23 protein-coding genes and 3 pseudogenes are annotated in these 25,933 nt (G+C 42.0%); 6 read left to right on the top strand and 20 right to left on the bottom strand.

All coding sequences use genetic code 11. The features are described 5' to 3' along the window. Positions 1-43: 43 nt before the first annotated feature. Together H5647_RS22560 and H5647_RS13110 are read right to left on the bottom strand one after the other, a co-directional pair. Positions 44-288 (bottom strand): annotated as a pseudogene (locus tag H5647_RS22560) (transposase); the annotation flags it as partial. Between the two features lie 304 nt (positions 289-592). Beyond that, positions 593-1,240: a hypothetical protein gene (locus H5647_RS13110; protein ID WP_162926393.1), complete on the bottom strand. Its 648-nt coding sequence runs from the start codon at positions 1,238-1,240 to the stop codon at positions 593-595. 714 nt (positions 1,241-1,954) lie between these two features. Between H5647_RS13110 and ltrA the strand changes: the two genes are divergently transcribed. Beyond that, complete coding sequence (ltrA, locus tag H5647_RS13105; RefSeq protein WP_045859132.1) at positions 1,955-3,253, top strand: group II intron reverse transcriptase/maturase; 1,299 nt, start codon at positions 1,955-1,957, stop codon at positions 3,251-3,253. A gap of 657 nt (positions 3,254-3,910) precedes the next feature. On the opposite strand, the gene H5647_RS13100 is transcribed toward ltrA, so the two are convergent. Further along, entirely contained in the window at positions 3,911-4,438 is a 528-nt protein-coding gene (locus H5647_RS13100) for a 5' nucleotidase, NT5C type (RefSeq protein ID WP_045859127.1), read from the bottom strand. 98 nt (positions 4,439-4,536) lie between these two features. Between H5647_RS13100 and H5647_RS22175 the strand changes: the two are divergent. Beyond that, positions 4,537-5,108 (top strand): annotated as a pseudogene (locus tag H5647_RS22175) (transposase); the annotation flags it as partial. A gap of 68 nt (positions 5,109-5,176) precedes the next feature. Then, a protein-coding gene (locus tag H5647_RS13085; protein WP_236074888.1) for an IS3 family transposase occupies positions 5,177-6,390 on the top strand; the annotation gives its coding sequence in 2 pieces (ribosomal slippage) (positions 5,177-5,426 and positions 5,426-6,390; 1,215 coding nt in all). 136 nt (positions 6,391-6,526) lie between these two features. On the opposite strand, the gene H5647_RS13080 is transcribed toward H5647_RS13085, so the two are convergent. The 3 genes from H5647_RS13080 to H5647_RS13070 all read right to left on the bottom strand — a co-directional run bounded on the left by H5647_RS13080 (position 6,527) and on the right by H5647_RS13070 (position 8,492). Next, complete coding sequence (locus H5647_RS13080; protein ID WP_045859123.1) at positions 6,527-7,387, bottom strand: alpha/beta hydrolase; 861 nt, start codon at positions 7,385-7,387, stop codon at positions 6,527-6,529. Between the two features lie 154 nt (positions 7,388-7,541). Then, complete coding sequence (locus H5647_RS13075; protein WP_045859122.1) at positions 7,542-8,024, bottom strand: hypothetical protein; 483 nt, start codon at positions 8,022-8,024, stop codon at positions 7,542-7,544. A gap of 138 nt (positions 8,025-8,162) precedes the next feature. Further along, positions 8,163-8,492 (bottom strand): hypothetical protein, encoded by a 330-nt coding sequence (locus H5647_RS13070; RefSeq protein WP_045859120.1) that lies wholly within the window; start codon positions 8,490-8,492, stop codon positions 8,163-8,165. 207 nt (positions 8,493-8,699) lie between these two features. Here H5647_RS13070 and H5647_RS13065 point away from each other — a divergent pair. Continuing rightward, positions 8,700-9,646: pseudogene (locus H5647_RS13065) on the top strand (IS30 family transposase). Positions 9,647-9,929: 283 nt separating this feature from the next. Here H5647_RS13065 and H5647_RS13060 read toward each other — a convergent pair. Both H5647_RS13060 and H5647_RS13055 read right to left on the bottom strand, forming a co-directional pair. Beyond that, a protein-coding gene (locus tag H5647_RS13060; protein ID WP_236074887.1) for an IS3 family transposase occupies positions 9,930-11,143 on the bottom strand; the annotation gives its coding sequence in 2 pieces (ribosomal slippage) (positions 9,930-10,894 and positions 10,894-11,143; 1,215 coding nt in all). Between the two features lie 54 nt (positions 11,144-11,197). Next, positions 11,198-11,515 carry a hypothetical protein gene (locus H5647_RS13055; RefSeq protein WP_045859115.1) on the bottom strand — a complete coding sequence of 106 codons (318 nt, stop codon included), beginning with the start codon at positions 11,513-11,515 and terminating at the stop codon, positions 11,198-11,200. A gap of 232 nt (positions 11,516-11,747) precedes the next feature. Here H5647_RS13055 and H5647_RS13050 point away from each other — a divergent pair, with 232 nt between their 5' ends. Continuing rightward, positions 11,748-12,695, top strand: coding sequence for an IS30 family transposase (locus H5647_RS13050; protein ID WP_045856342.1), 948 nt, complete (start codon positions 11,748-11,750; stop codon positions 12,693-12,695). A gap of 884 nt (positions 12,696-13,579) precedes the next feature. On the opposite strand, the gene H5647_RS13045 is transcribed toward H5647_RS13050, so the two are convergent. From H5647_RS13045 to H5647_RS13025, 5 genes are all read right to left on the bottom strand, one after another. Beyond that, positions 13,580-14,578 (bottom strand): reverse transcriptase domain-containing protein, encoded by a 999-nt coding sequence (locus H5647_RS13045; RefSeq protein WP_200911586.1) that lies wholly within the window; start codon positions 14,576-14,578, stop codon positions 13,580-13,582. A gap of 652 nt (positions 14,579-15,230) precedes the next feature. Continuing rightward, positions 15,231-17,336: an ATP-binding protein gene (locus H5647_RS13040; RefSeq protein WP_045859111.1), complete on the bottom strand. Its 2,106-nt coding sequence runs from the start codon at positions 17,334-17,336 to the stop codon at positions 15,231-15,233. Between the two features lie 170 nt (positions 17,337-17,506). Continuing rightward, entirely contained in the window at positions 17,507-18,670 is a 1,164-nt protein-coding gene (locus H5647_RS13035) for a hypothetical protein (RefSeq protein WP_052692058.1), read from the bottom strand. 187 nt (positions 18,671-18,857) lie between these two features. Beyond that, positions 18,858-19,748 carry an IS3 family transposase gene (locus H5647_RS13030; RefSeq protein WP_236075034.1) on the bottom strand — a complete coding sequence of 297 codons (891 nt, stop codon included), beginning with the start codon at positions 19,746-19,748 and terminating at the stop codon, positions 18,858-18,860. Beyond that, the gene (locus tag H5647_RS13025) at positions 19,724-20,041 is read right to left on the bottom strand and encodes a transposase (RefSeq protein WP_045856786.1); all 318 of its coding nucleotides are present in this window, start codon (positions 20,039-20,041) and stop codon (positions 19,724-19,726) included. The genes H5647_RS13030 and H5647_RS13025 overlap by 25 nt, the downstream gene beginning before the upstream one ends. A 277-nt stretch (positions 20,042-20,318) precedes the next feature. Between H5647_RS13025 and H5647_RS13020 the strand changes: the two genes are divergently transcribed. Further along, complete coding sequence (locus tag H5647_RS13020; RefSeq protein ID WP_045856342.1) at positions 20,319-21,266, top strand: IS30 family transposase; 948 nt, start codon at positions 20,319-20,321, stop codon at positions 21,264-21,266. Between the two features lie 537 nt (positions 21,267-21,803). On the opposite strand, the gene H5647_RS13015 is transcribed toward H5647_RS13020, so the two are convergent. From H5647_RS13015 to H5647_RS12985, 7 genes are all read right to left on the bottom strand, one after another. Continuing rightward, entirely contained in the window at positions 21,804-22,364 is a 561-nt protein-coding gene (locus H5647_RS13015; protein ID WP_045858619.1) for a hypothetical protein, read from the bottom strand. Between the two features lie 91 nt (positions 22,365-22,455). Continuing rightward, positions 22,456-22,803: a hypothetical protein gene (locus H5647_RS13010; RefSeq protein ID WP_045859105.1), complete on the bottom strand. Its 348-nt coding sequence runs from the start codon at positions 22,801-22,803 to the stop codon at positions 22,456-22,458. A 60-nt stretch (positions 22,804-22,863) separates the two neighbouring features. After that, a complete protein-coding gene (locus tag H5647_RS13005) occupies positions 22,864-23,283 on the bottom strand; it encodes a hypothetical protein (protein WP_045859102.1) in 420 nt (139 codons plus the stop codon). Between the two features lie 123 nt (positions 23,284-23,406). Further along, a complete protein-coding gene (locus tag H5647_RS13000) occupies positions 23,407-23,703 on the bottom strand; it encodes a hypothetical protein (protein ID WP_045858627.1) in 297 nt (98 codons plus the stop codon). A 177-nt stretch (positions 23,704-23,880) separates the two neighbouring features. After that, complete coding sequence (locus tag H5647_RS12995) at positions 23,881-24,303, bottom strand: hypothetical protein (protein ID WP_045859100.1); 423 nt, start codon at positions 24,301-24,303, stop codon at positions 23,881-23,883. Between the two features lie 76 nt (positions 24,304-24,379). Next, entirely contained in the window at positions 24,380-25,285 is a 906-nt protein-coding gene (locus H5647_RS12990) for a hypothetical protein (RefSeq protein WP_052692057.1), read from the bottom strand. Positions 25,286-25,394: 109 nt separating this feature from the next. Continuing rightward, positions 25,395-25,838, bottom strand: coding sequence for a hypothetical protein (locus tag H5647_RS12985; RefSeq protein ID WP_045858663.1), 444 nt, complete (start codon positions 25,836-25,838; stop codon positions 25,395-25,397). Between the last annotated feature and the right edge of the window lie 95 nt (positions 25,839-25,933).

The raw sequence follows: 25,933 nt of genomic DNA, 5'->3' as shown, positions 1-25,933 counted from the left end.
TTATGCGATTTGGCATCGCGTATTTGTGGATATGTCTGTGCATTTAAGCAATTCTTCCGTAATTCTTAATCTTTTCGATGTTGTGTATCAAACTAAAAAATACCACTGCCCTTGCACCCTCTCTTTACCGCGTAATGAGAAGCGATTTAATCCTTTATTCGTACCGATATTTCCAAAAACCGGTTCCACAACTGACATTCGATGACTGTAATACAGCTTTCCTTTTTTACTATCAACGCAATTACGCATCCAATCGCCAGGTATCTTGCCGTTTGCGGCGTTAACATGGGTGTCCGATTATTTTGCCATTAGACCTTTCGGCGCTCACCTAAATTTTTACGCCTATCAAACACATCATTCATAACCGAAGGTATAGCGCGCCAATTATTCCTTAATGTGGCCATCTCATTCCTTTCGTTAACATGGGTGTCCGATTATTTCCTTCAAATGAGCATCTAGCCAATATTGGCAATTACTCGCTACGCGATAGATGGGTTGAGATTCATTATGGGAAGGGAACCGCCGATTGCGGAGCCGCTTGATCGGTGGTGTGGGGGCTGGGAGTTAAAAACTCCTGGCTACCCGATTACATTTATTCTGAGTAAGTAATAACATAAGGTAAAAATACTATTAGCTTACGATTTTTTACTTCTGCTACTCGAACACCTGATGATAGGCCCGTAATAGTGGCTTTTAGTGATACACCTAAAGCTTCTTTAGTAGATTTTAACTCACTTCCTATTTTCGATTTTAGGGGTTCAATATATTGCTCTGGGTTTTCGATAGCAAGCTTAGTTGAGCCGTAGTTTAATTCTGTATCTTCAGGAGGCTCAAGGGATCGGATAAATTTGTAAATTCGTTCTGTAGCATCAAAAATTTCAGCACTGCTTTCGAGCTTGGTTGTAAGATATATATTGGACTCACTTCCCCTTCCGTATGACTTGAAACCGCCCGGTTCTCTTTCTGAAAGTGATACTTCACCATAAACCAAGTCAATTGTAGCCTCCGAAGCCGCTTTAGAGGTAACGTATTGCTCTAGCTTTCCGATTAGTTGATGTCTTTCCATAGCTGATTTTGAGTCAGCCTTTAATGTGATTGGAATACTTAAATACTCTGGCTCTATTTTAATATAACTTTGAATCGGAGGAGTACTCACTTCATTTGCAACCCAGATAGATGCAAGCCCCGCATTAGCAACAGAAGAATAGATAATTATTATAAGACTGATAACCGGTTTCATATAAACTTCCTTGATTTTAAATGTAACGTTAAGTGCAGCTGCATTTTGGTTGGCGTGTAGTTTTGTGTAGCATGGCGAAGCCATACACAACACGAAGCGCCGACCAAAATGTCAGCTGGCACGCCTTGTGTACGCCCGGCATGGGCGCGAACTAATGGGGTGAAAGTCCCCTGTAGGAGGATCACCGGTTATGGATAAAGTATATCGCTATAACCCGTTAACTACTAGCGAATGGCAAGTGCGAAACCGCGAGGTTTGGTGCAGAGGAAGCCGCTAGCAAAACTACGAGCTGACGAACAGAAACATCATATAAGGCCTATTCCGGGGGCGAGCTAGCACAAGATAGCGAAGCCCAGTGATCCAACGTGGTTAAGGTAAATGATGCAGCAGTGTAGGGAAAGTACGCGTTCTTATCCGGGGAGATCTGCTTAACAAGCAGTTGTGCTGTTATCAGTTTCGGTCACTGATTCACAAATGAGACCCCACGTAATTTTGCCACCTGGAGTTACGGATAAATAAGGTGGAACACAACAGCGCCGACGGGAGTAATGCTGTGGGTGATTAAGCAGAAGTCAGCCGACGTCATAATAGCCAAATGCCATCTTGTAATGAGATGGACACGGTGAAGGACTGAACCCTTACCTTCAGGTAGGAGGTGTGACTAGCCTAACGAATTTTAACCAGACGGCCAACAAGATCCGATAGAGCACTGTCATGTTACCAAACCTAACAACCCACTTAATGGATAAAGTATTATCCCGTGAAAATCTCAACAAAGCCTGGAAAAAGGTAAAATCGAACAAGGGAGCCGCTGGAATAGATGGGTTAACTATTGATAAATTTCAAGCTCACTTCAAAGACCACGGGAAGTATCTGATCGAAGATATTAGAGATGGTCGATATACACCCTATCCAGTAAAGCGTGTTTATATCGAAAAAGATGACGGCAGTCTGCGCGGACTAGGAATACCGACGGTCTTCGATCGGCTTATTCAACAGGCCATAGTGCAAATCATTAATCCGATTTTTGATCCATTATTCTCTGAGTTCAATTATGGGTTTCGCCCAGGGCGATCGCAAAAACAAGCGATAACCCGAGTGCAATCCTATGTTGAAGAGAGTCGAAGGATCGCCATCGATGTGGACTTATCAAAATTCTTCGACCGTGTGAATCATGATCTATTAATGACTTACCTAGGCCGAAGAATACACGATAAAGCGTTGCTGAAATTAATCTACAAATACCTAAGGACAGGTATCGTTGAAGACGGTGTGTTACTCGACTGCCGAGAAGGTGTACCGCAAGGTGGGCCTCTCTCTCCGCTGTTAAGTAATATAATGCTTGACCCTTTAGACAAAGAACTCGAACGCCGAGGTCATAAGTTTGCTCGGTGGGCCGACGATTTTATTATTATCGTCGCCAGTAAGCGTTCAGGTTATCGCGTATTAGAAAGTGTGACTCACTTTGTCGAAAAGAAGCTTAAGCTCAAAGTAAATGAGCGTAAAAGCCAAGTAGTCCCAACGAGTAAAAGTAAGTTCCTAGGTTTTACGTTTCATGGAAAATCTATTATTTGGCACAGCGATGCCGAACGAAAATTTAGAAATGAAATTAAGAGCCTGACGGGTCGATCACGCGGAATTAGTGTGAGTAAACTTATGAAGGAGCTTACGACGTACATGCGTGGATGGATTAATTATTTTGGCATTGCTCAAGGCTACCAGAAATGCGTAGATCTAGATTCATGGATCCGTCGACGGTTGCGTATGTACCACTGGAAACAGTGGAGCAAGGTACGAACAAAAGTTCGTACCCTAACAAGTCTTGGTGCCTCTCTAGATCTCGCGATTCGCTGTGGTATGTCGAGCAAAAGTTATTGGCATAGTGCACGGACGCAGGGGATAAACATCGCGCTTTCAAATGAGCATCTAGCCAATATTGGTTATTACTCGCTACGCGATAGATGGGTTGAGATTCATTATGGGAAGGGAACCGCCGATTGCGGAGCCGCTTGATCGGTGGTGTGGGGGCTGGGAGTTAAAAACTCCTGGCTACCCGATTAAGTGTGATTTGTGGCACGATGCCTCCATGTTGAAAATAGCCCGCCAGCATAAAATGCTAGTAATTGAACTAGCGCTACAAAATACAGCATTACCTGCCACTCGTTTTGAGTATACCCAATTTTACCGAGAACGAAGACTACAACCACCACGAAAAAAACAGAGGCTAAGCCGTTAGCTAAGACCTCCCTTACCTTGAAGCAAGGCAATAACCCTGCCAGGAAATAGCCGGCAATAATAGAAGCAAAAACAACAAATGGCCAAAATATAAAAAGCGATAAAGATGCGCTAAGCACCCAACAGGTACTGGCGAACAGCATAGCTATGTGATTTTCTACTCTCATACACTTAACGCCGCCAGCAATTGCCGGAGCAGGCTGGCAGTTTTTTTGCTCCGCAAAAAAGGTGACAGCTCGATTTACCGGGGACACCCGCTTTTTAATTCCACTAACCAAAACCGCTATCTAGTGGCGACACACAACAAAAACACTACATCTTGGGATTTTTGAGTGCGTGTCCCTCTTGTTACTACTTAAGCGGAAAAATATAGCTGGCTAAAATGTTGAACGGAGTGAAAACAGCCAGCTGTATTTTTTCCGTTTGAAGCGCTTGTTATGCGAACAGAGCGCCAATCTCAGCCCAACTATTTATGCGTTTATAATTTGTCTGTTCACTATTATGTGGTGCATTAAATAAATACCCATCACCATTAAAAGCATCTATATGCCTTGAACTATCATCTATCAAATAATCACAATTTAACATTCCTTTGTAACCACAAAAAATATAATTCATATCACTTATGAATGAAAAATGCTGTTTTAACCATTCATACTTTGCGTTGAATGAATTTGGGTACTCCATCGCCGCACTGACAAAATAAATATCATATTTAATACTTAGCTCTTGAATAACACTAACAGCATCTTCAAAAACAGGTAAATCTTTAAAGAAATCAGGATGATTGGGATAATTTTTTACGGTATCAAGGTTTTCTTTTGAAACAACATCGTAAATTCTTTTTCCTTTCATATCTTTTTTATTGAGCGAAACACCGAATTCTTTACAGTACCATTCTAAATGACGAGATAATGTATCAGCTACTGTTTCATCCATATCTATTGCAATACTTTGTTTCATTAGAACTCCAGATTTATTTGTCGCATAACGCTGTAGTGGTCTAATAGCACCGGACACTTTAATGAGAGACAATATTAGTCAACAATTAAGGTGTCATTATGAGTCAGAAGCGTACTTACAAGCAGTACCCGAAAGAGTTTAAGGAAGAGGCCGTTGCGCTTGTTCGAGAACAAGGCTATTCCGTTCCTGAGGCCGCTAAATCGTTGGGTATCGCAACCAACATGCTCTACAAATGGAAAGAAAAGGTGGAGTCTAGTGAGGCAGGTGAAGTGCTGGCCGAGGATGAGAGAGTCGAGCTTAAGCGCTTGCGCAAGGAAAACAAAGAGCTGCGCATGGAGAAAGAGATTTTAAAAAAGGCCAGTGCCTTCTTTGCGAAAGAAATGAAGTAAAGTACGATTTCATTCAGACTGAATCACCTCGCTTTCCTGTAGTTATGTTGTGTCGCGTGATGGGCGTTGGGAAAACGCCCTATTACGATTGGCTTAAGCGCCCAGGCACAGTGATAACAAGCGATACCTTGCACCTACACCGTAGGATGAAGTGGCTTTTCGAGCAGAGTCGCAATAGCCTGGGTAGTCGCGAGATGATGAAGAAATTACGCGAAGAAGGCTTTCAGATTGGTCGTTATCGGGTTCGTAACTTGATGCGCAAGCTTGGCTTAAGGGTCACTCTGTACTGGTCTAATAGCACCGGACACTTTAATGAGAGACAATATTAGTCAACAATTAAGGTGTCATTATGAGTCAGAAGCGTACTTACAAGCAGTACCCGAAAGAGTTTAAGGAAGAGGCCGTTGCGCTTGTTCGAGAACAAGGCTATTCCGTTCCTGAGGCCGCTAAATCGTTGGGTATCGCAACCAACATGCTCTACAAATGGAAAGAAAAGGTGGAGTCTAGTGAGGCAGGTGAAGTGCTGGCCGAGGATGAGAGAGTCGAGCTTAAGCGCTTGCGCAAGGAAAACAAAGAGCTGCGCATGGAGAAAGAGATTTTAAAAAAGGCCAGTGCCTTCTTTGCGAAAGAAATGAAGTAAAGTACGATTTCATTCAGACTGAATCACCTCGCTTTCCTGTAGTTATGTTGTGTCGCGTGATGGGCGTTGGGAAAACGTCCTATTACGATTGGCTTAAGCGCCCAGGCACAGTGATAACAAGCGATACCTTGCACCTACACCGTAGGATGAAGTGGCTTTTCGAGCAGAGTCGCAATAGCCTGGGTAGTCGCGAGATGATGAAGAAATTACGCGAAGAAGGCTTTCAGATTGGTCGTTATCGGGTTCGTAACTTGATGCGCAAGCTTGGCTTAAGGGTCACTCAGCGAACCGCCTATAAAGTGACAACTAAACGCAAAACCTCGGATGCCGTAGCCGACAACTTGCTGAATCAGAATTTTAACCCAGTGGGGCCGAATCAAATTTGGGCGGGCGATGTCACTTACCTGAAGACCGGCGAAGGTTGGATGTATTTGGCGATTGTTATGGATTTGTACTCGCGTCGAATTGTTGGTTGGTACATTGATAAGCGCATGACAACTAATTTAGTGAGCAAGGCCCTGATAAAGGCCTACAACCTAAGACAGCCGCCTAAAAGCTTAGTTTTTCATAGCGATAGAGGCTCACAATATACCAGTAAGCGCTATCGAAAACTTCTAGCGGCTTACGATATGCGGGCGAGTATGGGAGACGTTGGTGCCTGTTGGGATAATGCGGTTGTTGAACGCTTCTTCGGAAGCCTTAAACACGATTGGATATTTAAGATTGCGCAGCCGACAAGAGCGCACATGAAGACTGACGTGGGCAAATATATGCGCTACTACAATGTACATCGTTTTCATTCGGCGAATGAAGATTTATCGCCAATAAAATACGAAGAATCCAAGTATGTGCTGCAAAATGGAAGAGTCGGTTCTGCTCGAATAGAGCAGGTTCGACACTTCGATTCTGCAGTCAACAAGTGAAGCGCGTTAGCAGGGAATTTATAAAAAATAGGTGTCCGGTTTTACTTGACCAGAACACGCCCGTGTATGCGGACGGAGTGGAAGCGCGAAGCGCTGGAATGGAGTTCCGACATGACACGCTTGTTAGCTTCTGTTTTTAGCCCTTTGGTATTGCTTTTTTTAAGCCGTCTGTTAAAAGCAGAGAAAACACACTAAAATGTGTTTCTCCATCCAATACATAGGCGTTAAACGTTAATCCCTTATATTGCCTATTTTTAAGTATTTTTTCGAAAAGCAAGACATCATCAACCATGCTTTTATGGTTGTTTTTATTTTCTTCGCTACCAATATACATAAAGACAGTTGCATTCATCGCTTTGTTCTTTTTTGCATACGCCTCTTCTAGACGGAAAATAGCTCCTTCGTCATACCATAATGACGGACTACCTATAATATATTTCTGAAATAGTTCTGGTTTAACCAAAAGGGTGTAAGCTCCCAAAAGCCCTCCAAAAGAGTGGCCTATATAGATTTTATTATCCACATCAATACGGTATTTTTGAGATATTAAAGGAAAAACCTCCTTCTCCAAAAACTCCAAGTACTGGAATGCTTTACCCGAATATTTTTGAGCTTCTAAGGAATGTGCTCCTTTTTCACCTGGAGCGAAAGTTGGCGTGTAATCTCTAGTCCGACTAATTTCGGAAGAACTCCCTTTTGAATATGATATACCTACTAGAATGAGATCTTCAATATCTCTGCCTCCCATAAGGCCAACTACACCACTAGCGATAGGAAAAGAAAATCCAGTATCACTTAAAATTGCAACGGGATAATTTTTTTTCGTCTGTGAATAGTTACGAGGTAGCTTTATATATAATTCATAATCTTGTTTATTAATACCTGAACTGATTGTTACTATTTCCGTACCACTTATTCTATATTCCGAAATTTCCTCAGCCTTAATGGTGAGTGATAACATAGATAATATAAGTGCATAAATATAACGTAATAACATTAATTTTTTGATTCCTTTAGGGAAGCTAACGCCAAAATCACCTGAAAAATTAAGCAGTGAAAAGGCATTGATAATAGTTTTTGTTCCAGTTTACCGCCTGACTACAACCAAGGCGATGCTTAATTTTGTCAGGTGCATTTTCTTGTTAGCAATCTCATGGTACAGGACTATGCCTGATCCCGAATGACAATCGTTCGTCCGGCTGACTAAATCGACTATCTATTGAGTGTACCGTTAACCTTACAGTAACTTTTTTTGGAAAGAGTTTCCAAGAGATAGATTTCAGCTGGTTAAACGACAAGGAATTATAGCACTTTTCATCGCCCAAAAAACCGGCTCTAAGTTTTAGGTTTTGGCTTTCAATTATTTTCTCCTTCCGGAGAACCTCTATAAGCACTTCCCAATTCAATTTATCTACCTTGGTGCCATCTCTATTTGCTAGAAAAAGATCCTTGGGGAGAATACAATCAGAATCATAAATAACGATTTCTGGCCTTACAAACCTTTTAGGCGTAAAGGTGTAACTCCGAACCTCTCCCTGCTTGTAGAAGAAATATTCGTCTTCAATCCACGGCTCATGATTTGAATAGGCCTCACTGGTCATAAGCATTAATATGATTGCAATATATTTGTTCATTTGGCTTGCTAACGCTGAGCTAAACGGCGCACAATGTGTAGCTGGTTTGTGCAATAATTTACGAAGTAAATGCACAAACAAGCGTAGCATTGGGCGTCCAGTGGAGGCCGAAGGCCGAAGCGATGTTTGAGCGTATTGTTAAGTACGTACTCGTAGCTCGAGTGAAATTTCATTACAAATTAATTCCACAACCCCACGGTCCGAAAAATCAAACAATAGCGCCCAACCGTTAACATCATTTTCTTCAATTTTGGCGTTCCAGCTTAATGGTAATCCACCTTCATTAATTCTACTGGTTAAATTAAATTTGATAGAATGAGCCCAGGTGCAAGTTAATACTCCAACTTGGTTTTCGTGCATTAGGAAAGTCAATATCACATCTCGACCGCCACTACTCCAAGTAAACGATTCAAGATTCACATCACACCACGACTCACCTGCTACCTCAACACCTGTCTTGATATTCATATTTAATACTTAACGCCTCAAACACCGGCATGGTGAAGTTGGCGGCTTTTTTGGAACAAAAAAGATGACAGCTTTACCATGTCCGCGTGCTTTGACTTGTTAGCTGCGCCGAATTCGCAAAGTAAGTGCAACGCGCCTGCATCTTCCTTTATATAGGGTGAACTGGGATACTCATGGTTTTTCTCGACCGGCAAGAAGAGGGACCTCATGATGTACCACCAGCTCACCACTGATGAAAGATATACTATAGCGGCCTATTTAAAGCAACGTAAATCTCAAGCCTATATTGCACGGGCCTTAGGCCGCGATCCTTGCACGATCTCCAGAGAGTTAAAACGAAATCGTCGCCCAGACGGTAAATACTGCGCAGCGCGAGCAGTAAAACGTACCTCTCGAATACGGAGGGAGTCTCGTCGTAAATGGCAATTCAATGATACCGAGCTTCAGATGGTCATCGCCTTAATACGCCTCGATTGGAGCCCAGAACAAGTTTCCTTGTGGCTTAAGAAGTGCAATATATTATCAATCAGCCATTCGACCATTTATCGCTATATTTGGTACAACATGTTTTATTCAGGGGATCTCTATAAGCACTTACGTCAATCAAGCAAGAAACGCCGAAAAAGATATAGAAGCCCTGACTCTAGAGGCGTTTTAGCCAATAAGGCCCATATCTCTGAGCGACCTCTAGGGGCAGAAAATAAGAGCCGAATCGGTCATTTCGAAATTGATACCGTTCATGGTTCACGCGATCAACATTCAATTGTCACGTTAGTTGATCGAAAAAGTAAATACACGATCATTGGCAAAATTAGGAACCGTACGACTGACGAGTTAAATCGAAAAGTTATTCAGCTAATCAAAAAACAGGTTAATCAGGTAAAAACAATTACCGCTGATAACGGTACCGAGTTTCATCAATACAAAAAATTGAAGACGTCACTAACTCAACATTTTACTTTGCCAACCCCTACCACTCATGGGAAAGAGGGTTAAACGAAAATACCAACGGTCTCATACGACAATATTTACCTAAAGGAGAATCAATGAAGAGCATAACTCAAAAGGATTGCGATAAAATTGCAATGAAACTTAACCGACGACCTAGAAAATGTTTAAATATGGAAACACCGGAGGCAGTCTATGTTCGTTAATCACTTTCATTGCACTTCAGTTGATAACCTGGGTTTTTAATCTATTTCTCGTACAGATATACCCACCAACTGAGACTCAAGAGCCTTTGCCAAACTATCTATTTCTGGGGAACTACTAGTTATTTTAATCGATTTGCAAGCAGAAATTGCATTTACACGAAGCTGTTCCAACTCTTTTACTAACTCGGAGTCACCGTTGTAATCTGTAAAGACCGAGTATTGAAGATGTTCTGGTCAAGTAAAACCGGACACCTATTTTTTATAAATTCCCTGCTAACGCGCTTCACTTGTTGACTGCAGAATCGAAGTGTCGAACCTGCTCTATTCGAGCAGAACCGACTCTTCCATTTTGCAGCACATACTTGGATTCTTCGTATTTTATTGGCGATAAATCTTCATTCGCCGAATGAAAACGATGTACATTGTAGTAGCGCATATATTTGCCCACGTCAGTCTTCATGTGCGCTCTTGTCGGCTGCGCAATCTTAAATATCCAATCGTGTTTAAGGCTTCCGAAGAAGCGTTCAACAACCGCATTATCCCAACAGGCACCAACGTCTCCCATACTCGCCCGCATATCGTAAGCCGCTAGAAGTTTTCGATAGCGCTTACTGGTATATTGTGAGCCTCTATCGCTATGAAAAACTAAGCCTTTAGGCGGCTGTCTTAGGTTGTAGGCCTTTATCAGGGCCTTGCTCACTAAATTAGTTGTCATGCGCTTATCAATGTACCAACCAACAATTCGACGCGAGTACAAATCCATAATAATCGCCAAATACATCCAACCTTCGCCGGTCTTCAGGTAAGTGACATCGCCCGCCCAAATTTGATCCGGCCCCACTGGGTTAAAATTCTGATTCAGCAAGTTGTCGGCTACGGCATCCGAGGTTTTGCGTTTGGTTGTCACTTTATAGGCGGTTCGCTGAGTGACCCTTAAGCCAAGCTTGCGCATCAAGTTACGAACCCGATAACGACCAATCTGAAAGCCTTCTTCGCGTAATTTCTTCATCATCTCGCGACTACCCAGGCTATTGCGACTCTGCTCGAAAAGCCACTTCATCCTACGGTGTAGGTGCAAGGTATCGCTTGTTATCACTGTGCCTGGGCGCTTAAGCCAATCGTAATAGGACGTTTTCCCAACGCCCATCACGCGACACAACATAACTACAGGAAAGCGAGGTGATTCAGTCTGAATGAAATCGTACTTTACTTCATTTCTTTCGCAAAGAAGGCACTGGCCTTTTTTAAAATCTCTTTCTCCATGCGCAGCTCTTTGTTTTCCTTGCGCAAGCGCTTAAGCTCGACTCTCTCATCCTCGGCCAGCACTTCACCTGCCTCACTAGACTCCACCTTTTCTTTCCATTTGTAGAGCATGTTGGTTGCGATACCCAACGATTTAGCGGCCTCAGGAACGGAATAGCCTTGTTCTCGAACAAGCGCAACGGCCTCCTCCTTAAACTCTTTCGGGTACTGCTTGTAAGTACGCTTCTGACTCATAATGACACCTTAATTGTTGACTAATATTGTCTCTCATTAAAGTGTCCGGTGCTATTAGACCACTACAAGATTCTCGACGAAACTGGCGTAGTGTTTTGGGTGTTGCCTAAACCACGTAAATACAATACTAGGCTCTTTTACGATGACTTCAATGATAAATGGCGCAACTTCAGAACCCAATGCTCCATCCCTTCGCAACCATAACTCGCCGAGGTTCACCATTAGTTCATTTAAACGCTCATTATTAGCAGACTGTATTTCCGTAGATAGATCCCATTGAGCCTCATTAAACCAAGCAAGCCGATCCGCCACTTCTTTTGCAAGTACGGACGAACAAAACAATAAAAGTAACGCAATTAAGTAATACTTCATCGATACTCCTGTTGAAAGCTAACGTCTTTGTAACTGGCATTTTTTGTGTAGTGGAGTTTTGCGGTAAAGTGGCGAAGCCACCGCAAAACGAAGCGTAGCAAAAAATGTCCGGCTGACAAAATTGTTATGTTTGCCGAATTCGCAAAGTAAGTGCAACGCGCCTGCATCTTCCTTTATATAGGGTGAACTGGGATACTCATGGTTTTTCTCGACCGGCAAGAAGAGGGACCTCATGATGTACCACCAGCTCACCACTGATGAAAGATATACTATAGCGGCCTATTTAAAGCAACGTAAATCTCAAGCCTATATTGCACGGGCCTTAGGCCGCGATCCTTGCACGATCTCCAGAGAGTTAAAACGAAATCGTCGCCCAGACGGTAAATACTGCGCAGCGCGAGCAGTAAAACGTACCTCTCGAATACGGAGGGAGTCTCGTCGTAAATGGCAATTCAATGATACCGAGCTTCAGATGGTCATCGCCTTAATACGCCTCGATTGGAGTCCAGAACAAGTTTCCTTGTGGCTTAAGAAGTGCAATATATTATCAATCAGCCATTCGACCATTTATCGCTATATTTGGTACAACATGTTTTATTCAGGGGATCTCTATAAGCACTTACGTCAATCAAGCAAGAAACGCCGAAAAAGATATAGAAGCCCTGACTCTAGAGGCGTTTTAGCCAATAAGGCCCATATCTCTGAGCGACCTCTAGGGGCAGAAAATAAGAGCCGAATCGGTCATTTCGAAATTGATACCGTTCATGGTTCACGCGATCAACATTCAATTGTCACGTTAGTTGATCGAAAAAGTAAATACACGATCATTGGCAAAATTAGGAACCGTACGACTGACGAGTTAAATCGAAAAGTTATTCAGCTAATCAAAAAACAGGTTAATCAGGTAAAAACAATTACCGCTGATAACGGTACCGAGTTTCATCAATACAAAAAAATTGAAGACGTCACTAACTCAACATTTTACTTTGCCAACCCCTACCACTCATGGGAAAGAGGGTTAAACGAAAATACCAACGGTCTCATACGACAATATTTACCTAAAGGAGAATCAATGAAGAGCATAACTCAAAAGGATTGCGATAAAATTGCAATGAAACTTAACCGACGACCTAGAAAATGTTTAAATATGGAAACACCGGAGGCAGTCTATGTTCGTTAATCACTTTCATTGCACTTCAGTTGATAACCTGGGTTTACATCAACTTTAACTTTTTGCATAGCCACAAAATACCATTTATTGTGGATGCGATAATAATTGGCCAGATAAGCACGAACCATGGCTTACTGTCGTATTGGTACAACAACCACACAGGAATAAATAGAACGCAGTATCCAATAAAGATATAGCTCCATGGAGTTTCTTTAATAGCGACTTTCGGCCCCACTAATTGAAATCTACTAACTGTCCACCAGCCCGAAAACATATATATAGCAATGGAGCAGAATACAATAGAGTGCACGACCCCTTCTTCGTACCACCGCAGACCGAAAACAAGTAGCAAACATGCCACTATGATCGGATTAGTTTTCTTATAGAGTTCTCTCAGCATCGCTTTAAACAGTTATGGTAGGAATCCCATTTACATAGAACCCCCCATGCAGATCCGGACGTGCGGTTTTCCCGCATCCGGCTCCTCGGTTGTACTCGCTCTCGCAGTGCATAGCTTCCATCATTACATCCATACCCGTTTATCCGTTTGTCTTTGTTTGCACTGAGGAAACGCGAGCGATCGGTATTTAATAAGCCGCTTAAGATTGGCCCACGTGATACTTTTCCTTCCGCTACGCCGATTTAACCATTTGTACAGCAATTTTACTACGTGATCGTATACCGAGTACAGGCTATAGAAATTCCCGACTGCACCAAAATAATTATTGTGCCCTCATAGCTTCACTGTCAGTAAATCCATTAACTCCGACGTTTTCATATGTCGAAACTTTTTAATAAATTCACGGTAGCTTGCTTTCGTAGTGTGTAACTTTTTTCTTGCTGTTCGACGGAACAATCGCGCCTCTCCACCTTTGTCTTTCTCCCAATAGAAGTCAAAACTCAGGAAGGTGAAATGCGCTCTCCATCGTTGGATTAAATCGACTGAACCGGATACAGTTTGTTTTCTCTTCGGCCACCTCAAGGTTATACTTCGTCAACCTCTTTGGCAAAACCTCGTAGAACTTCTCTGCGTCGCTTTTGTACTGAAAACCACAGACAAAATCATCTGCGTACCGGCAGATAAATACATCGCCGTCGCATCGGGGCTTTACTTCTTCTTCAAACCACTCATCGATTACGTTGTGAAGATAGATGTTGGCGAGTATCGGTGAGATACTTCCCCCTTGCGGTGTTCCCTCTTCAGGCACCACCACTTCACCATCTTCTTCTAATATACCGGCTTTCAGCCACTTGGATATCAAACGTAAAAATCGTTTGTCATCCACGCGTTTTGCAATAAATTCAAGTAAGATATCATGATCAATATGATTGAAAAATCCTTTTATATCCGCCTCTACGATATATTTAATACGTCCAAACTGGAGTCTGACGGCTAGGTCATCAGCCGCTCGACGTGCATCGCGGTTGGGTCGATAGCCATAACTAAAGTCATAGAAGTCTTGCTCGTATATTGCTCCCAATAAATAACTCCCTGCGGTCTGAAGAAGCTTGTCCTCCAACACAGGAAGCCCTAAGGGCCTCGTTTTTCCAGGTGCTTTAGGTATGTGTTTCCTTTTCACCAGCCTCGCTTTGTAGCTCTGTCTTTTTAATCGCTCAATTAAGTCGTCAGTGTTGCTATCAAAATGTTTCTGATAGTCCTGGTAGGTGACTTTATCCACTCCAGGGGCTGCCTTCTTGTTCATGCGACCAAATGCGTGCGCTAGATGTTCTTTATCTAAGCAGCGCGACAAATCTCGAAAGCGATACTCTGGTTCTTGCTTTGCTTTCTTGGCTATTCCTCGCAGTGAGGGAAGCTCATAGTATTCCCAATCTTCAGCGTCGGGTATGAGTGACCTTTGCAAGCTACGTACTCCCGTCAAATCCTTCCCCATGTAGTTGGCTCTCCCAACCTCAGAGTACTATGGTTGATCCGACTTCCACTTAACCATCGGTCGCTATTCCTTTTACAGAACTCGCAACTTTCCTTACGCAGTTTAATTAATTCCAAGCACCAGCGTAGCCCTATTTCCACAGCGCTTCGTGTCTCTAGCAATTCAGTTATCGGAATTAATGTCATAAGGGGAATAAATGGATCTCTCAAGTTCTCAAATGCATCTCTATGTACATGCCACAACCTTTTGACTCCGGAGGCCCTCCACATCCTTACCCGTTACGGATGCTTCTGTGTAGACTTCGGCGGGCGTTAAACCCCTCGCCGACCCCAACTTTCATTTCGAAGCTGTCTGCTATGCCAGTTCTAAGGGTCTGCGTGACCCCTACGGCCTATACATTTCTCTGTGTACGCTTCACCTGTTTTGTTCAAGCTCTTGAGAAAAAAAATACATTTTTCTTCCCGCCTTCCGCCACAGGCGCAACACTCGATACGGGTGACTGGTTAGGTCTTGCCCGACAGGGACTTGCACCCTGCAAGATGCATCAAGATTAAACTTGACGCTCTAACGCCCGCAACAGCGGAAATTTAGGAGCGCCAGCGAGTAAGTTTTCCGACTGCTTGCGCTTGTTATAAGCCAACACTCGCTGGCGCTAGACTTTATTTTGGTCATACGGTATTTCGACAACAACTGGCCTTTCTGATTTAACTACCTTACCAAAAACAACTGCTTGAAGTTTCTTTAAGTTTGGAACCATCTCAGCACAACTGGAACCAAACATATTTTTTAGAAAGCTAATGCTTGTATCGTCATAGCAAGCAAAGCTAACTATAGAGTTGCACTGTGTTAGCACTGTCTTACTCACATTTGCAGTTCTTTGAGCTAGAACTAAGAGTCCGACATTATATTTCCTTCCCTGTAGCGCAATTTGTGCAATTTTAGCCACTAAGCCTTTAGAGGCGAAGTCCGATACACCCATTGTTGCCGATTCAGGCATGATCGTATGAGCCTCTTCAACTGCAACAAGTACTCTTTTAGAATCATCACCAAAACTTTCTTTGGCAATATTGAGCAAACAAGACATGTATATCTCTGTGATGAAAATGGATGCCTGCGAGTTGGATATCTCTGGCAATTGTATTAACCCTAATCTACTTTTCTCGTTTGCCATAAAAGTTCTGAGTTCAGTATCAACATCGGCTCTAAGTTTGTTACTAAACGCTTGCAGGGCTTTCTTTTCATTTGGCGCGCCATAGGTTCCAGTTTCGACATCAAATAGTTTTTGACTTAATTCTATTGATGTTTGTTCTTGGATTGAAAGGTCAGTGGGGTTTAAGTCGGCCAACCTGCCTTTATATTGTGAGGTAAGGTCAATACAGATTACTTTGATGCCGCTGGAGACCGAATGCCTAATTAAGTCAAATGCGAATTCAGTTTTACCTGAGCCTGTTACACCAAGAACTGCGGTATGAAAATTGAAGTTCCCAACAAAATCACCAACCACAGGAATGTTTGATTTTGGAAGCTTTCCAAACTGGAAATCGTTAGGATTTGGAGCTTCTCCGATAATATCAACCGTATCATCAATCAAAGAAAAGACTGGTGCATTCATATTTGGAAGCCAGTCAAATTTCTTAAATTCACCGTTTTCTAAAGTCCCTAACTGAGCTGCATAGGCTATTTGATAACCATGCTTATCGCCGTCTAAGTTTTCTTCAATCGTTGTTCCAGCAGAGATTTGATAATAAATCTTCACTCCACCAACTTTGCACCAGATAAGCATTCCATCTGCACAAGGACTGTCTGATTTGACCTCCAGCCTGATTCGTCCAATTGATGAGTCCTCTGCAACAAAGCCAATCAGCCTAGATTGAGTCGTTTCACCCAGAAGACTCATTACGCCATCATGATCTAACTCTTGCTCAAATTCATAGATATGACCGTCCGTTAGGCCAGTCTTAATTTCTTCAACCGCACCTAAAAGCATTGCTGTTCCAATTCTTCGCTCATCATTAAGGTGTGAATATAATGGTAATACCCATTGCTGGCTTTTATCTACGCGCTGATAGATTAACGGTTTCCCTTTCTCCCAGTCAGTGCTTTGACTTATAGCAAATCTTAAAACTCCGGGATTATCCATTCTGAGTAGCTTGCCTATTGGCAAGACTGTCTCTTGAGAATTGAAACTAATCGAAGATAGCAGCTGAGGTAGTTTAAGTGGCCATATGGCCATGAAAACACCCCAAAATACGATGAGGTACACCGCAATTTCAGATTGAATTGAATAGAACGAATAAACGCCAAACAAAAAAACTATGGAAAAAATCAGCCTGGATCGGCCAAGAACAATTGCAGGCCTATAAAGACGGCTATTTACTACTGAAGCAATATCACCAGAAACCCTGCCTCCAGATGTAGCAACACAAACTGTTGAAATTAAAAAAACAAAAAGGCAATAAGAAAATACTACCCACCATGCTAGTGCAGGTGATACATGGTATACACCAAACATTGTTATCCCGGCCATTAGCGAATTGATCATCGAGTCAGCCGGTTTAGTAAAAAAGTGCTCTAATATGGCAGAGCCAAGAACAATTAGCAGCAAGGCATTCTGAAAAATAAGTGCGTATTTAGAGTCTTGCGGAAGAGGTGAACCAGTAAATTTCCATGAGATAAGAAGAGCACACAGCAACCCGATTAACATGATAAAAACACGAACCATCGGTTTTGTGTGATTATCACTAATTTTCAAATCCATCTTTTTTCTTCCTTCTGTGTGATGCTTACAGGACTAGCTATTGGCTTATAACGCCAGTAGCAGGCGCATTTTTTGTGTTGTGGAGTTTGTGCTATAAAGGGCGTAGCCCTGCACAAATGGAGCGACGCAAAAAATGTCGCTTGACTACTCTTGTTAGGCATTTCAGCTTCCTACTCTTTTTTTCGAATAAGATATTCATAATAAAAAAGGCACTTTATTAAATGGTGTAAATTATGCACTTCTCTAAACAGGACAAGTATCATACGCATAAAATCCAAGAAATAAATTATCTCCCCCGCTACAGGTTGAATATTTCCGCCTCCAGGGTAATAGTCAATTTCTTGTGTAACTTCATTGTATTCAACATTATTATGAGCAATTGCATTTCTAACTCCTGCATCTACGACTTCCTTTTCCAATAGGTACCAGCAATCATCCAAGTATTTAAATTTTTCAGTAAGTGGTTTTGACCCGAATTTATCAAGGGAGCTTAGAGCTTTTCCACTCAAAGGAAGGAAGGAATCGCTACACCCACGGTGAAAGATATTATTAATTCCTGCCACCAATATTAATTGCTTGGAAAAAACTTCAACCATATCCTTATATAAATCCTTATATGTTTGAAAATCTTTCGTTGAAATACGTGCTGCCATCTTTGCCTTTTCGTATCCATCAATTAAATCAAGATACAGCACAGGTCGCATAGGCATTTCAGCGCTGTATATCTCCGGGTATAGTTTCAAGCAACTTCCTTGTAAGGTATAAAGAAAACCAGTGGATATTATGTTTTCCATAAATCTGTTTAAAGGCTCCTGGGGTAACTTTGCAGTTAATCTCGAAAACAAATTAACAACATCCTTTATCTCTTCATAATGAACAAAAGGAGCAAAAACAAAACTAACAAATTGGTAAAGACTTGCATTGACATCTTGAGGTTTCAATGAACTACCCTGATCACTACGAAGGAAATCTCCCACTCGCTTTTTAAATAGTTGTTTATTTTTACCCCCATACAATCGGATTATTGTTTTTATTTCATCAGTTCTATCATAAAAATAATTTAGCTGGCCCAACCTCATATTATTAAAATCAATTTTCTTTCCTATATTATCCGAATTCCCATCTTTAGAGGAGTCACGTAGCCCCTTGATCGCCATCATATACGGAGTGTGCCCCATTACATATTTCCCAAATCTCACTGGAAAATCCAAATGAAGGTCCACAAAAGGATTAGTTCCGTCGAAGGTCGCTTCAGGTTGGCTTTTCGAAGGCCTGCATCCTTTATATTCGAACTTGGATGCAGGGGCATCCTTTATATTGAGCGTTATTTGCATTAGAGACGCGCAATGGGGGCAAGCGAAGCTCAAAGGTTGAATTTCTCGGTTTGAATAGCCAATCCTGCAATCAGTGTCTTGCTCACATACATCACACGTAAAAGTTAAATTACTATTCATTTTAAAAATCTTAATTTTGTGGCAGTGAATCTATTGCTGGTCTTACCCACAAAAAGTAGACACCATATTAGGCGCACTCTTGGTAATAAATTTCTTCAAACTCTGCAGGGCTTATATAGTCATTCGCAGAGTGGCGTCGTACGCGATTGTAAAACAATTCAATATATTCGAACACACTTGAATACGCGTCATTTAAGCCTATGTACGATTGACCAAACACTTCCTCTACTTTCAGACGTGAGAAGAAGGATTCCATTGCCGCATTATCCCAACAGTTACCCTTTCGGCTCATGCTGGGAGTTATATCAGCATCGTGCATCGCTAGGACATATTCTCCGGATCGATACTGCACTCCCTGATCTGAGTGAAGCAACAACCCTTGCTCGCATCCCCGACTTGAGGTGGCCATGTTAAGTGCATCTAAAATCAAATCCGTGGTCATTGTTTTATCCAATGACCAGCCAATGATCTTGCGGGAGAACAAGTCCATGATCACCGCCAAGTAAACGTGACCGTTCTTAACCGGTATATAGGTAATGTCCGACACCCACTTTTCATTTGGCTTAGTGGCCTCAAAGTCGCGATCCAATACGTTTTCAGCGAAGTTATTATCCCCTGAACCTTGATGACCATACTTGAAGCGTTTGCCGTTACGGGCCTTTAGACCCTCTTCCTGCATAATTTTAGCAACATGATTAACTGAGCAAGCGAAGCCTTTTTCATGCAGCTCATAGATTAATCTAGGCGCACCGTATCGTGCCTTAAACTCCTCAAAAGTCTCACTGATAGCCTTGCGCAGCATTTCTCGATACTCATACTCGAAACTAGGCTCTCGTTCGCGCCATTTGTAATAACCTGATCTGCTGACAGCTAACCACCCCGCCATCTTGATTATTGGGAATTGACCACGAAGCGACTCCATGTAGGCATACCTCACCAGCTTGGCTTGCTGAAGTATGCCGTCGCTTTTTTTAGGAATTCGTTCTCTTCTTTCAGGTCGCTTATTGTCCGCTGCAGCTCGCGTACAGTCTCGCTTTCAGGCTTTGAGTAATCCACACCATTCACACCATTAAATTGTTTTTCGGATAGTCGCTTATATTGACGTCGCCAATTATAGATTTGACCGGGGTGAATACCCAACTCTCTCGCCACTTCAGCAGCTGAGGTGTCAGGCCCTTCTGAGCGTCGAACGGCCTCCCTACGAAAATCTTCGGTGTAATGGTTGTATTTGTTCTTAGTTTTTTTAGTCATAATTAATACCTCATTAGGTGGGAATGAGGTGTCTACTTTTCGTGGGTAGCTCTAGCATGTAACGCCGAGCTCACCGGCGCATATTGCGGAGAGCGTTTTTATGTAAAATGGAGCACCGCGACATACATAAAAACGAGCGTAGCAATATGCGTCCGTGTGCAGCGATTTGTTACTTGTGCCGAATTCGCAAAGTAAGTGCAACGCGCCTGCATCTTCCTTTATATAGGGTGAACTGGGATACTCATGGTTTTTCTCGACCGGCAAGAAGAGGGACCTCATGATGTACCACCAGCTCACCACTGATGAAAGATATACTATAGCGGCCTATTTAAAGCAACGTAAATCTCAAGCCTATATTGCACGGGCCTTAGGCCGCGATCCTTGCACGATCTCCAGAGAGTTAAAACGAAATCGTCGCCCAGACGGTAAATACTGCGCAGCGCGAGCAGTAAAACGTACCTCTCGAATACGGAGGGAGTCTCGTCGTAAATGGCAATTCAATGATACCGAGCTTCAGATGGTCATCGCCTTAATACGCCTCGATTGGAGTCCAGAACAAGTTTCCTTGTGGCTTAAGAAGTGCAATATATTATCAATCAGCCATTCGACCATTTATCGCTATATTTGGTACAACATGTTTTATTCAGGGGATCTCTATAAGCACTTACGTCAATCAAGCAAGAAACGCCGAAAAAGATATAGAAGCCCTGACTCTAGAGGCGTTTTAGCCAATAAGGCCCATATCTCTGAGCGACCTCTAGGGGCAGAAAATAAGAGCCGAATCGGTCATTTCGAAATTGATACCGTTCATGGTTCACGCGATCAACATTCAATTGTCACGTTAGTTGATCGAAAAAGTAAATACACGATCATTGGCAAAATTAGGAACCGTACGACTGACGAGTTAAATCGAAAAGTTATTCAGCTAATCAAAAAACAGGTTAATCAGGTAAAAACAATTACCGCTGATAACGGTACCGAGTTTCATCAATACAAAAAAATTGAAGACGTCACTAACTCAACATTTTACTTTGCCAACCCCTACCACTCATGGGAAAGAGGGTTAAACGAAAATACCAACGGTCTCATACGACAATATTTACCTAAAGGAGAATCAATGAAGAGCATAACTCAAAAGGATTGCGATAAAATTGCAATGAAACTTAACCGACGACCTAGAAAATGTTTAAATATGGAAACACCGGAGGCAGTCTATGTTCGTTAATCACTTTCATTGCACTTCAGTTGATAACCTGGGTGTACCAAACACCTACTCACTTTTAACTACGCTGCTACGCCAATTGCTGTATTTTTTTAAAAAGCCTGAAGCTTTGGTTAGACCCAACTATAACCGTGGGATAGCCAAAACAGAAGGCATAAAATTGACCCAAAACAACAAGTGATTATGGCAACCAACAGAAAGGAACAAACGGGAGGAATAAGCCGCAAACTCCCTTTGCTAGGTAAAGCTTGGTTGCGCTTTTTGCAACGAAGCTTTACCGGATTACCAAATCTACCTTTTACGAAGCACGTTGTAAGCGACCAAAGGTGGCTTACCTAAACTTGATGGAGGGTAACGAATTTAGGAACACCCTACTGAAACTTAACTACACACCAAACTTTTTTTAATAGACAAGTAACGCCGTTAGCAACGGCCGTAGTGGAGGTGTTTTAGTTGTGTTAGCGTAGCGTTAAACACAACTAAAACACCGGAACGGAGGTCCAGACCGCTTGCGGGCGAAGTTGGCTAACTTTGTTAAGCTTACTCCTCAACACTTTGCCGTAACCCCCAATAATTATCTCGCAACGCTTTTTTCTCTTCGTCAGACATGTTGGATATTGCCAGCCCTCGGTCACAACGCTGCTCAACAACATACTCGTGCCAGGTAGGAAAATCCGAGTATCGCTGGACAGGCTTAGGGGTTGTCATGTTTTTGGAAATCTGCCAAAAGTATGCTTCTTTTGGCAGAGCGCCTTTTTCGATCTGAAGAAATTGCCAAAAATGAAAAAAGCCAAACATGAGAAATAAAACTGTACCTGCAGATAGTGCTGAGACAACTTTTACATACACTCCCGTCTTAAGGCAAACACCAATCCATAGCTCAACTAGCGACCAAACAAGAAATAGGCATAAGCACGTTACATAAAGAGAAAACGGGCTAAAATAATATGGCTCATGCTCCCAGATCTCATGAAGATCCCAACACTCGAAAGGAATTATGGTGATAAATATATGCAACCTAAAAAAGAATATTAGGGCGAATAAAGTTACCACTAAAACGGTTACGCGATCCCCTTGATTGTAACTGGTACTAATCTTCATGCGATTTAGAGCTTAACGTTGCAATAAAAGGCGAGCGTTAGCGAGTCCAGCCGCGCCTTTTGCGGCGATTTTTAATTGCCTTGTTAGGGTTTTACTCATTGCGTAGAGCCAAATACCATTTCCCAGATATTACGAATTTTGGAAACGTATATAGCTGTTCCAAGAAAATACGTATGAGGGCATCTTTTGCCCCCGTAAACGACTCTGCTGGTAACTTTTCTTTGCTGTGACCGAAACCTTGAATTCCAATTGACGTAGTCATAATAATGACTGAGAAAAATAACGAAAACACATTAAAATTAAAAACCGAAATTAACAAAGTAAATGTACCAAGAATGAATACTGGTACTGTAAAGATATGAACCCATAAATTTATGTGGGAGTTATGATATTTACTGTACCCATTCCACTGCCACTCTAAAATATCACTAATATTCATTTAGTCTCCATGAACCCTAACGCTGCCATAAATTGCCGCTTGAAGCGCAGCGTAAAGCGGTCAATTTGATGGCCTTGTTATAAGCCAGGTGTTAATTGATGGCGCAGTGTACCGGATACTTTTTAATACTTTTGTACCTTTGCATAGATAGTCAATAAACACGCCCATTTCATGCGATTTATTCGTGTAGTATCCAATTGCTTCTGGCTTTGAATTAGATACTGGTAGCTCGGTAATATATACAAATAATTCCTCACCATTTGAATCAAGAAGGAATGTACCGCTTCTTTTGGCAGGGCAACCTGAAGGACTCTCCATTGGCCCCTGCATTTCAATCATGATTGCAGGGCCTTCAGAGTTCACCTTAATAGAGAAGCCCATATCCTCTGCCAATGCAGGGGTTAATGTTACTTCTTTCGGACCGCCACTCGCGAGCGAAAAAGAAGAAAACAAAATTAGTATTATTCCAATGAATTTCATCGCTAGTGGCTCATAACGCCGAGCTCACCGGCGCATATTGCGGAGAGCGTTTTTATGTAAAATGGAGCACCGCGACATACATAAAAACGAGCGTAGCAATATGCGTCCGAGTGCAGCGATTTGTTACATTTTTAGCTCGATATTGTACTCCGCATAGCAGCCAACAAACGAGAAACTATTACTTTCCTTATTGTAGCTACCAAGTTTCTTGTAATTTACCGACAAATTAGCTGCATTAAAGAATTCTTTGCTTCCAATAACTGTTGTCGATACCCAACCAATATAATCTATTCTGGTGAAGCTCAAGGCAACTTGTATTTTACCACTTGTAAGTGTGCCACTTACATATTTATGCTCTTTGTAATACTCAGGAACCGATATAAACAATTCGATCTTTTCATTATTTGAAGACCACTCCATTCGTTGTGGGATCTCCAAATCATCACATGACAATGAGCAATTTGAAAAGAGCAGTATTAACAGTGAAATATGTTTTTTCATGGGTAAATGTAACGTTGCCAGCAAGGGCTGGAGTGAAGGCGCGAAGCGCCGTAACGGAAGTCCAAGCCACGAAGTGGCTGAACTTGGCTGGCCTTGTTAGCTTTTCCCTCGATTTTTGTTAGCAACCTCTTCGTGCGCCTGCTTCAACCACTCATCAATAGGGTTTTTACCATCTTGCTTGTAATGTTTTAGCATCCACGAAAGAAATCGAGATTTTCTATCTATGTAAAATTTTGTTTTGTTTAGCTCATCACTAACCTTCTGGGATTTAGCGACAAATGCAAACCCTTCTTTCTCTTTTCCAAGAGGAAAGTCATGACTTCCAGAGCAGTTCTTTTTATAGTCGTCTGATAACATAGCGTATCGCCTAATCTCAGACCGCAAATTATCATTAAGCACATAAACAGAAACAAGCTTCCAAATGACGTAATCCCTGAGCACAAGCACTGCGGGCAACAAGACATATGTAGCAAGTGCCGCTACCATCACTTTTCCTATTGAAGCCCAAGTAATATCCATTATTGATTCCAAAAGCTAACGCCGCCATAATTTGCCGCCTGAAGCGCAGCGTAAGGCGGTCAAATTGATGGCTTTGTTAAAACTTTTCAAAGCTAGACTGAATAAGCTTTGGTGCTTCAATTATTTCATGAATACTTTCAAGATGGTAACTAATTGAAAGCATCTCCAAATCATGGCCATACGATATAACCCGCAGCAAAGACCCTTTAATAGAATCTCCGGGAAGGAGTGCTATTTCTTTATTCTGAAATTTCTCCAACCATTCGGCATCAGATATAGCTACATCCACATTGTGGCCTTGAAATTTCATAAGCCATTTTGACCTGCCAAGATAGTCTGGTTTTTTTACTTTTAGAATAGAAGTTGTCCTTTCTTCTACTACCTCGCGAGTTAGCACCTCTCGAACTATCGCCTCAGATATTTCAATGCCATTACTTACTTTAGAATTTCCTTCAAGTGAAGAAAAAAATACCGCGTCGTTTTGCCCTAAATACTTGGTCGACTTCTGAATTTCCGTAATGCTTGTTAATAACTTAACTCTATTTGGAGGAGAATATGCCGGAATTTGGTTAATATGAGATTCCTCTGCAATTTTTAATAGCTCACCTTCCAATGCTTTTACCTGATCTGGAGAATCCAATTTTGGCGTCTCTTGACACCACCTTAAAATTGTATACTTTGATTTAATGAGGTAGTGACCAATCAATCGCTTCACGTTAAATTCCCTTAAATCTTTATCTGGCAGATCTTCAATAAGGTTTCTTATAATGGTTTTCAGAGAACCGTTTTCTATACCCTCTAAAGAAAGAGAATCAGTTATTTCGATGCCTAGCATTTCGGTAAGCGTTCCATCCAATCCCCGAAATGAATCCAACAGACTGACCATTGTCTTATAGATGCGATTGGGGTCACCGCCAACCTCAAAATCTATTGTGATTTCAAATACATCTTGTTCTTTCTCTATAACTTCCATTGATTCCATAGAGATATCCGATTAAGTGAGTTTTAACGCCGCCATAAATTGCGGCTTTGTAGTTGATTGTTTTGTGGCAGCGTAGCGTTAAGCCACAAAAAAAGCGACGGAAAAGCCGTCAATTTGATGGCCTTGTTACAAGCTGCCGTACTATGAGCCAAAAGACTAAGCCTGAAACTGCACCACAAAAGCCAAAACCCAGCAGAAACTTTAATTGGTACAAAAGGCCTGCTGTAGTGTAGCTGCCATTTTCAATGATTATTGTTTGCCCCACAACACTACGAGTCGTGCCGCCCGGAAAACTAAATAGTAGCCAAGGAGCGGCTGAAATTAATGCACCGCCTAAAGTTAAAGAACGAAAGTTAATACAACCTTTAGCTTTAAGAAGTAAATATATAGGTATACCAACAATTGCGGAAATAACCCAACTTACAATAACTGCCCAAGCAGATATCCCACCAAAAATTTCACCAATACCGCCATATAGCACAACCCATATTAGTGCACCTATAGGCGGGGCTATTAAAAACCCACTGATTGGATACAACGATGCTCGATTCATTTTGCCTTGTAACGCTTCTGTATGGGGCATTTACTACGTAATGGAGTTTTGGGGTACAGTGGCGAAGCCACCCCAAAACGGAAAGAAGCAGTAAA

This window comes from Teredinibacter purpureus (genome assembly GCF_014217335.1).
Lineage (GTDB): Bacteria > Pseudomonadota > Gammaproteobacteria > Pseudomonadales > Cellvibrionaceae > Teredinibacter > Teredinibacter purpureus.
This window is presented reverse-complemented; position numbering and strand designations above follow the sequence as displayed.